Raw genomic sequence first — 9426 nt, 5'->3', positions numbered from 1 at the left:
GCAGGTTCAAATCCTGCTCCCGCAACCAAATCTCCTACACTCTCCACAACCTCCTGTTCGCAGGAGGCGTTCTGCTGTCCGGACACCAGTCCGCATTCAGGCTCAAGGACAGAATCCCCGCAACGCGGCCCACGCAGGTCGATCCGCGGCAGGGGGCGTTTGCCGGAGCCAGGCTCCGGCGTCACCGTGATCTGTTCGATCAGCGCCCGGATCGTGTCCTTCGCGTCCCCCTCGTGATCCGCGTCCTGCAAGGCCTCAATGACCTTAGACACCTGGACATGATAGGTCTCCGCGATGCGCGGGTGCAGCAGGGTAGGGGGCGGACCCCCTTTGGCCGCCCCCGGAACCTCTGCCTCAAGCTGCTTCTGCCGGGCCTCGAGCTTTGCCATGCGGTCCCGGATCCGATCGGCCGGTGTCCCGGCCAGGATCGCGTTCACCAGCAGGTCCTGTTCCCGGATGACCTTGGCCCGCTCCTTTTCCTTGATGGCGTGGTCATCGACATGGTTGGCGGCCTAGACCCGGTAGAGGTCGGCGGACCATCGCTCGCGAGGGCGCAGGCCGATGGGCCGCTTGCGCACCTGCCAGTTCGTCAGCGGGAATATCCGTTGCACCGTGTTCTTGTTGAAGCCCAGTAGAAACGCCACCGTCCGGCGTCCCCCGCGGCACGCCGAACCAGGCGCAGAACCTTACCCGCGATACTATGATGCCATCCGCCAGCTTTTTCCGGGCGCGCAGCTCCAGCTTGGCCTCGCCATAGGTCGCTTGCATATCCCGGAGGTGCTTCTCGTATTCCTGATGGACATCGAGCGGATCGGCCCGCAGCGGTTGCGGTTTAAGCTGCGATGAACTCGGGGGGCGAGCGGATCTTCAGCCCTGAGTGTGGGTGGTTGACGCTGCAATCCTTGATCCAATGCCGTTCAATCCAAGGACAGTCTCGGCATCCGGTAGCGGCGTCACTGGACGTAGTCGCGCTTCAGGGTTTTGCGGAACGCCTCGGATATGCCATTACTTTGCGGGCTGACAGATGACCGATGGCGTGCGTAGAGCCGAGAGCCCCCGCTCGACGGCTTCGAGCATCAGATCGAGGATGTCCGGCCGAAACGCGGGACAGTTCGTCAAACCAGCAGCCGCGCGGTGATGCCAGCCGCCCTTGAACTATGCCAGCGATCCTCCCGATATCCAAAACCGGAAAACAGGAGGGCGAGAATGGAAAAGGGCAGGGTCCAGGCCGACGCGCTTTATCGAAGGTGCGATGAATGGCTGCGACGCGCCTTCAGGCCAACATTCCGATGTCGTGGATGATGCGGCCGCCGCAGATTGTCAGGCTCACGCCCAGTGCCGGGATCTCGCGCGGGTCCGTGGCTTCGATGTTCCCGCCCAGCAGCACGAGATCAGCGGCAAGTCCGCGGCGCAGGGTTCCCGTAACCTGGTCACGATGGGCCGCCCAGGCGCCGCCCGCGGTATAGGCCTGCAGCACCTGCATCAGCGAGAGCCGCTCGTCGCCCGCGCCGTCATAGGGTTTGCGCGTCAGCGCTGCCGCGATTCCGCGCAGCACCGAGACGTCCGCCACTGGCCAATCACTGGAAAAGGCGATGTGTGCGCCTGCCTCGGCCAAGCTGCGGCACAGATAGGCATCCCCCCAGCGCTCTGCCCCGATCCGCGAAAGCGTCGGTTGCAGCGGGAAATCCATCGCTCCGGGTGCGTGAGGCGGTTGCAGGCTGGCGGTGATACCTAGCGCGCCCAGTCGGGGGACATCGGCGGGGTCGATCAGCTCGATATGTTCGATGCGGTGGCGGCTGTCGCGCGCGCCGTTGGCAGCGCGGGCCGCCTGATAGCCGTCGATCACCGTCCGTACCGCACCGTCGCCGATGGCATGGACCGCAATCTGAAGGCCGCGCCGGTCGATCTCTGTGGCGATCTCGTCGAAGCGTTCCGGCGGAAACAGCGGCTCTGACCGATGGCCGGGCTGGTCGGGATAGTCTTGCAGCAGATAGGCCGTTCTGCTGTCGATCACCCCGTCCATGAACATCTTTACGAAGCCGGAGCTGATCCAGTCATCGTCGAACTCCGCCGCCATGGCCGAGGCGCGGTCCAGCGCGTCCAGCCCCATATGCGGCTTGAAATGGAACGGCACCTTCACTCGCAGGGGCAGGTTGCCCTCGGCCCGCATCTCGGCCAGCAGTTCGAGCGTGTAGCGGTTGCCGTCCATGTTGACGAGACTGGTCACGCCATGCGCGGCGCAATGCATCATCCCCTTCAGCAGCAGCGCCTTGTCGGCGGCGCGTTCGGCCCCGGTCGGCCGAGGGTGGGGTTCCTCGCCCGTGGCAATGCCAAGGTTGATGCGCCCTTCGCCCGCATGGGCGATCAGCGGGCCGAAGGCTTCGAACTCGCGCAACTCGCCGGTGGCGAGGCCGTCATCGCCCATGACGACCTCATGGCCATGCGGCATCTCGGCGCCGTTGAGCAGCCCGGCAGCCCGCAGCGCGGCGGTGTTGGCCCAGACGGTATGCAGATCTGGCGACATCATCGCGATGGGGCGGTCAGCGATCATCGCGTCAAGATCGTGGCGTGTCGCGGGCTTGTCGAGGATGCCGTAATGCGCCTCTTGCGCCATAAGCAGGGGCATGCCGGGGTTCGCGGCGGCAAAGCTGCGGAAGGCTTTGCCGACCGCCTCGGCCCCATGAAGGTGCCCGATATGCAGATGCGTCAGGTCCGCGCCGCCCAGACCCACATGCACATGGCCTTCGAAAAAGCCGGGCAGCAGCGTTTGCCCGGCCGCATCGATGACCTTTGTCGCCGGTCCGGCCAGCGTCCAGATCTGTGCTGCGCTGCCCACCGCAAGGATGCGGTCCCCGGCAATCGCCACCGCCTCGGCGCGGGGATGGTCCGGGTCCATGGTCAGGACGCGGGCATTCGTCAGGATCAGGTCGGCGGTGCTCATGGGGCGTATCCCGAAAGGGCGTCAGCCCCTTTCGGGGCGCGGACGGATCGGCGCGGCTGTCGCCCGGCCTATTTCAACTTGATGGCGAAGTGCTTGCGCACTGGCTCTTCGATGGTCCAGGTGCCCTTGAAACTCGGCTCGACCACGAAGGCGTCGCCGGGGTTCAGGGTGACCGGCTCGCCACCCTCGGGGGTGATGGTGATGCGGCCCTCGATCAGGTGGACGAATTCATAGAACTGGTAGGTTGCGTGCCAGGTGCCGGTCGTCGCTTCCCAGGTACCTGAGATCATGCTGCCATCCAGCGAGGTGTGCTGCACCCAGTAGCGCATGGTCGGGTTGCCCTCGACCTTGGTCCAACCCTCTAGGTCGGTGGTGATGGGCTCGGGGCCCGGTTCGGGGAAGCGGAAAACCGTATCGCTCATATCTGTCCTCGCAAGGCGCGTCCTGGGTCAAGGCATTTGGTAGGCGGCCCCCGCGTCATGCGCAAGCCAGACGATCGGAGTGGGGCGCGATTGCCGAAGGGGCTGGCGAGCGGGCATCAAATCGTCAATGAGTGGATTGCGCGAAGGGCGCAGGCAGGGACGGGGATCCAGCATGGACATCCGCAAGGCAAGGTCATCGGATGCCGCGCATCTGGTGCGTTTCATCAACATGGCGGCGGATGACTTGCCGCTGCATTTCTGGCGAAAGACGGTTGGTCCGGACGGCGACCCCTGGGCGTTCGGGCAGGAGCGCGCGGCGCGCGAGATCGGAAATTTCTCCTATCACAACGCCTGGCTGGCCGAGATCGATGGCGCGGTCGGCGCCTGCCTGCTGGGCTATGCCGCCGAGGAGGAGCCCGGTCCGATCGAGCCGGACACGCCGCCGATCTTTGTCCCACTGCTAGAGCTTGAGGCGCTGGCACCGGGGTCGTGGTATCTGAACGTCCTGGCAACCTATGAAGCCTTTCGTGGCAAGGGATTGGGCAGCGCTTTGCTGGCACATGCAGAAGCGGTCGCAGCCGCCGCCGGTCATGACACCATCAGCCTGATCGCCGAAGACACGCATCAGGATGCGCTGCGCCTTTATACTGCGAAGGGCTATCGCGAGGTTGCCCGTCGTCCGGTCGTCAAGGGCGACTGGGATGTCGATGCCAGCGAATGGATCCTGTTCACGAAACCCCTTGGCATCAGCTGATCGGGCGGGCCGGGGAAAAGGATGATCCGACAGAAGTCGGCAGATCCCGGCTGCGACCTGCCGCTTTGACAAGGCGGCGAGGCGATTTCGATGGCGAATGTTCCGCAATTGTTCTCGTTTGCGCGTTGCCCTATGATCTGGGCATGCTGCATGCGTTGCCCTTTGCCCTTCTTCCTTCCCGTGTGCATGAGGCACAGGGCAGTGGGCGCGTGATCTTTGCGATCTGGCAAGCGCAGCGGCGTCCCCATGCGGTCTGGGTGCGTGCCAAGCGGCAATCCGAAATGCCACTGTTTCCGGGGATGACGGTCATCCATGCCGAAGGCACCGATATCCTTTGGGCGGCCGAAGAGGCGCTGCGCAGCATGCCGCGCGCCTTGGTCATCGCCCAGCCGGACCAGCGCCTGAGCCTGATGGCCGGCCGACGCCTGCAACTGGGGGCAGAGGCAGGCGGCTCGACCGGGCTGCTTCTGATCCGCCCGGAGGCCGGCAGTCCGGCCACGGAAACGCGCTGGGATTGCAGGCCCCTGGCGGGAGACTCGACTCTGCATCGCTGGGATCTTATAAAGAACAAAAAGGGAACAACGGGAAGCTGGACCTTGGATTGGGATGGCACGTCGGCTGCTTTCCATATGGTTTCCGCGACTGGCCAGCGAAGCGGCCTTGCGGGCCAGCCCGGTTGAGGGCGCGTTCGCCCTGATCCAAAGATCGGGGAATGCCGATCACGTGCAATGCTTGAACCTTGCTGCCGAGCGGGCCGGCCTGCATCGCGGGATGGCGCTGGCCGATGCCCGTGCGATCTGCCCTCAACTGGTGACCCGCCCGGCCGAGGGGATCGCCAAGGTGCAGGAGATTCTGCGCCGCTGGGCCGTGCGCTATGCGCCGCATGTGGCGGTGGACGGGCCGGACGGATTGATCGCGGATATCACCGGCGCGGCGCATCTGTTCGGCGGCGAAGAGGCGCTGCGGCTGGACCTGCATAGGCGGCTGGACCGGGCGGGCTTTACCAGCCGCAGCGCCATTGCCGGGACGCGCGGCGCGGCCCATGCGCTGGCGCGGCATGGCGGCACCATTCCCGACCTGCCGGTTGCGGCCCTGCGGATCGAACCGATAATGGCCGAGGGGCTGGGGCGTCTTGGGCTGAAGCGCGTGGGCGACTTGCTGGCGCTGCCGCGCGCCCCCCTGATCCAGCGGTTCGGCCCGGAACTGGCTTTGCGGCTGGACCAGCTTCTGGGTCGCCAGCCCGAGCCGGTCGCGGCCCCGGCGGCGACACCTCGATTTGCCGTGCGCATGGCTTTGCCCGACCCGATCGGGCTGCATGCCGACGTGATGGCGGGGCTGACGCGTCTGCTGGACCGCCTTTGCGCTACCCTGTCGCGCCACCAGATGGGCGCGCGTCGTCTGCGGCTGGAATTGCGGCGGGTGGACCGCGCCACCATTCCTGTCGAGATCGGCCTGGCCCAGCCCCTGCGCGATCCCGACCGCATCGCGCGCCTTTTCGCCCCGAAGCTAGAGACGGTGGATGCCGGGTTCGGCATCGATGCCCTGCGCCTTGTCGCCACGCTGGCCGAGCCGCTGGCCCCCGCGCAGATGGGCAGCAGCCCGACCCAGGAGGATGCGATGGCCGATCTGATCACGCGCCTTGGGAACCGGTTGGGATTTCACAACATCCTGCGGATCGAACCGACAGACAGCCTGCTTCCCGAACGCAGCTTTCGCCTTGTCCCCGCGACTGAGGCAAAGCCGGGCCCGCTACCTCCGGGTCTGCCAGCGGTGATCTTTCCCCCCGAAAGGGTGGGGGGCGCACCGCCCGACAGCTTCCAATGGCGGGGGGAGAAATTCGAATCCTATCGCGCCACCGGTCCCCAACGCATCGCCCCCGACTGGTGGGAGGAGGATCCCGCCTGGGCCTCGGGCCTGCGCGATTACTGGAGGGTGCAGACGCGTCAGGGGCCGCGCCTGTGGCTGTTTCACACGCCGCAGGCCCCGGCCTGGTATGTGCAGGGGCAATTCGCATGAGATATGCGGAACTGTGCCTGATGACGAATTTCACCTTCCTGACGGGCGCGTCGCATCCCGAGGAACTGGTGGTGCGCGCGGCCGAACTGGGGCTTGAGGCCGTGGCCGTCACCGACCGCAACTCGGTCGCGGGGGTGGTGCGGGCGTGGAAGGCCTTGCGGGAACTGGCGCGGGTGCGTGACCAGGCGGTGCCGGACAAGGGTGTGGTCATCCGCTCGCGCCAGATCATGGACCATTCCAGCCGCCAGCCGCTGAACCCTTCCTCCGCAGAAACCCCGCCACCGATCTTCGAACATCTGCCAAAGCTGATCGTGGGTAGCCGCCTTGTGCTTGAGGATGGGGCCGAATGGCTAGCCCTGCCCACCGACAAGGCGGCATGGGGACGGCTGTCGCGGATGCTGTCGGCGGGCAAGCGGCGGGCGCAAAAGGGTCAATGCCATCTGACCGGGGACGATCTGCTGGATTGGGGTAGGGACATGATATTGATCGCCCTGACGGATCCCGCGCCCCAGGTCGTGCAGGCTTTTCCGGGGAACGTCTATCTTGGCGCGGCGCCGCGCTATGACGGGCGGGACCAGGAAAGGCTTGATCGGCTTGCCGGGGTTGCCACCGCTGCGGGCATCCCGATGGTGGCGGTCGGGGACGTGCTGATGCACCGCGCCTTCCGCCGCCCGCTGGCCGATGTGCTGACGTGCATGCGTCTGGGCGTGACCATCGACAGGCTTGGCCGGAACCGCCTGCCCAATGCCGAGCGTCGCCTGAAATCTGCCGAAGAGATGGCCCACCTGTTTCAGCGGTATCCCGATGCGATTGCCCGGACGGTCGAGATCGCCGATCGCTGCAGGTTCGACCTGCAGGAACTGAAATACGAATATCCCCACGAAGCTGCCGATGAACCCGCGCAGACGCGGCTGGAGCGGCTGGCGACCGAAGGTCTTGCCCGCCGCTATCCCGCCGGTCCCAGGCCCGAGATCGTGGCGCGGCTTCAAACCGAGCTGGCTCTTGTGGCCGAGGTGGAATACGCCCCCTATTTCCTGACCGTCGCCGATATCGTGACCTTTGCCCGCAGCCAGGGCATCCTGTGCCAGGGGCGGGGTTCGGCGGCGAATTCGCTGATCTGCTATGCCCTTCACATCACCGAGGTCGCCCCCGAGGATATCGACCTGATCTTCGAGCGGTTCATCTCGAGGGAACGGGAGGAGCCGCCCGATATCGATGTCGATTTCGAACATGAACGGCGTGAAGAGGTGATCCAGCATATCTATGAAAAATACGGTCGCCACCGCGCAGGGCTGACGGCGACGGTGATCCATTTCCGTTCGCGCGCCGCCATCCGCGAGGTGGGCAAGGTCATGGGGCTGTCGCAGGACGTGATCGCGCGGCTTTCGGGCCAGATCTGGGGCTGGTCCTCGGAAGCACCGGATAACGACCGCGTGCGGAATGCGGGACTGTCGCTGGCGGACCGTCGCGTGCGGCTGACGCTGGCGCTGATCGAGCAGCTCATCAGCTTTCCCCGCCATCTCAGCCAGCATGTCGGCGGCTTCGTCATCACGCAGGGACGCCTGGATGAGCTTTGCCCGATCGAGAATGCCGCGATGGAGGATCGCACCGTCATCGAATGGGACAAGGACGACATCGACGCACTGAACATCCTCAAGGTCGATGTGCTGGGCTTGGGCATGCTGACCTGCATCCGCAAGGCGTTCCGGCTGCTCAAGGACCATGAAGGCGTCGATGCCGACCTGTCGATGCCGCCAAGGGATACCCCCACCTACGAGATGCTGTCGCGGGCCGATGCGGTGGGGGTGTTTCAGGTGGAAAGCCGGGCGCAGATGAACTTCCTGCCCCGGATGCAGCCCAAGAACATCTATGATCTGGTCTGCGAGGTTGCCATCGTGCGCCCCGGCCCGATCCAGGGCGGGATGGTCCATCCCTTCATTCAGCGCAAGCAGGGGAAAGAGGCCGTGCCCGACATGGGGGCGCTGCAGCCGATCCTGGAAAAGACCTATGGCGTTCCGCTGTTTCAGGAACAGGCCATGCAGATCGCCATGGTCGGGGCGGGGTTCTCGGCCTCGGAGGCGGACCAGATGCGGCGCGCGCTGGCCACCTTCAAGAAGATGGGCACCATCGGGCAGCTCAAGGACAGGTTCATTGGCGGGATGATCGCCCGCAATCACGATCCCGAATTCGCCGAGCGCTGCTTTGCCCAGATCGAGGGGTTCAGCTCTTATGGTTTTCCGCAAAGCCACGCGGCCAGCTTTGCGCGGCTGGTCTTTGTCTCGGCCTGGCTGAAATGTCATTATCAGGCAGCGTTCACCTGCGCGCTGCTGAACAGCCAGCCGATGGGGTTTTACGCCCCCGCCCAGCTTGTGCGCGATGCGCGCGATCACGGGGTCGAGGTGCGGGGCGTCTCGGTCAATCACTCCGAATGGGATTGCACGCTGGAGCGGCGGGACGACGGCGCGCTGGCCCTGCGGCTGGGGTTCCGTCAGATCAAGGGCATCCGCGAAGAGCATGGGCTTTGGATCGGTCTGGCGCGCGGCAATGGCTATCCCGATGTCGAAAGCCTGTGGCGGCGGGCCGGCGTTCCCGCCGAGACGCTGGAGCGGCTGGCTGAGGCCGATGCCTTCGCCTGCCTGTCGATGACCCGGCGCGAGGCGCTTTGGCAGGCCAAGGCGCTGCGTTCGACCCCGCTGCCGCTTTTCGGCGCCGATGGCGAGGGGGGCAAGGAACCGGCCGTCATTTTGCCTCGCATGGGCGTGGGAGAAGAGATGATCGAGGACTACCTGTCCACCCGCCTGTCGCTGCGCGCCCACCCCATGCAGCTTTTGCGTCCCCACATGCCCGGCGTGACGGCGCATGACCGGCTGGATACGGGCCGGGTCACGGTGGCGGGGCTGGTCATCACCCGCCAGCGCCCCGGCACGGCTTCGGGAGTAATCTTCCTGACGCTTGAGGATGAGACCGGCTGCGCCAATGTCGTGGTCTGGAAACGGACCTATGAACGCTTCCGGCGCGAGATCATCGCGGGTCGGCTTCTGCGCATCACCGGCCGGATCGAGCGTGAAGGCCAAGTCATCCACATCATCGCCGAATGGGTCCAGGATGTCTCGGACCTGCTGACCGCCCTTGGTCGGGGCGAGGTCAGCTTTGGTGGGGGTGGCGGCGACCAGACCCGCCTGCCGGCCGCGACTCATCCCCGCCACCAGACCGCACGCCTGTTCCCCAGCCGCGATTTTCATTAGACGTCGCCGAACTTTGCACAAGGACTGGGCAAAAGGGCGACGATCGTC

The 9426-nt window shown here is 65.6% G+C and carries 6 protein-coding genes and 2 pseudogenes; 4 read left to right on the top strand and 4 right to left on the bottom strand.

Translation table 11 applies throughout. The features are described from left to right. The 4 genes and pseudogenes from ACO2Q4_RS15205 to ACO2Q4_RS15190 all read right to left on the bottom strand — a co-directional run. Window positions 1–437: pseudogene (locus tag ACO2Q4_RS15205) on the bottom strand (recombinase family protein); the annotation flags it as partial. A 395-nt stretch (window positions 438–832) separates the two neighbouring features. Then, window positions 833–1019, bottom strand: a pseudogene (locus tag ACO2Q4_RS15200) (integrase core domain-containing protein); the annotation flags it as partial. Window positions 1020–1273: 254 nt separating this feature from the next. After that, the gene (locus ACO2Q4_RS15195; protein WP_423320313.1) at window positions 1274–2941 is read right to left on the bottom strand and encodes an amidohydrolase; all 1668 of its coding nucleotides are present in this window, start codon (window positions 2939–2941) and stop codon (window positions 1274–1276) included. A 68-nt stretch (window positions 2942–3009) separates the two neighbouring features. Next, window positions 3010–3363, bottom strand: a complete 354-nt coding sequence (locus tag ACO2Q4_RS15190; protein ID WP_395135083.1) for a cupin domain-containing protein — start codon at window positions 3361–3363, stop codon at window positions 3010–3012. Window positions 3364–3535: 172 nt separating this feature from the next. Between ACO2Q4_RS15190 and ACO2Q4_RS15185 the strand changes: the two genes are divergently transcribed. The 4 genes from ACO2Q4_RS15185 (at window position 3536) to ACO2Q4_RS15170 (ending at window position 9378) form a co-directional block, all read left to right on the top strand. Beyond that, window positions 3536–4117 (top strand): GNAT family N-acetyltransferase, encoded by a 582-nt coding sequence (locus tag ACO2Q4_RS15185; RefSeq protein ID WP_423320310.1) that lies wholly within the window; start codon window positions 3536–3538, stop codon window positions 4115–4117. 143 nt (window positions 4118–4260) lie between these two features. Next, window positions 4261–4797, top strand: a complete 537-nt coding sequence (locus tag ACO2Q4_RS15180; RefSeq protein WP_311760700.1) for a hypothetical protein — start codon at window positions 4261–4263, stop codon at window positions 4795–4797. Then, window positions 4724–6133: a Y-family DNA polymerase gene (locus tag ACO2Q4_RS15175; RefSeq protein WP_423320308.1), complete on the top strand. Its 1410-nt coding sequence runs from the start codon at window positions 4724–4726 to the stop codon at window positions 6131–6133. Before ACO2Q4_RS15180 ends, ACO2Q4_RS15175 begins: the two co-directional genes overlap by 74 nt. Next, window positions 6130–9378 (top strand): error-prone DNA polymerase, encoded by a 3249-nt coding sequence (locus tag ACO2Q4_RS15170; RefSeq protein WP_423320306.1) that lies wholly within the window; start codon window positions 6130–6132, stop codon window positions 9376–9378. The genes ACO2Q4_RS15175 and ACO2Q4_RS15170 overlap by 4 nt, the downstream gene beginning before the upstream one ends. The last annotated feature ends 48 nt before the right edge of the window (window positions 9379–9426 follow it).

The organism is Paracoccus sp. KR1-242 (genome assembly GCF_049446195.1).
In the GTDB taxonomy this organism is placed as follows: domain Bacteria; phylum Pseudomonadota; class Alphaproteobacteria; order Rhodobacterales; family Rhodobacteraceae; genus Paracoccus; species Paracoccus broussonetiae.
The sequence above is the reverse complement of the archived record's forward strand: the minus strand, read 5'-3'. Positions and strand labels throughout refer to the sequence as shown.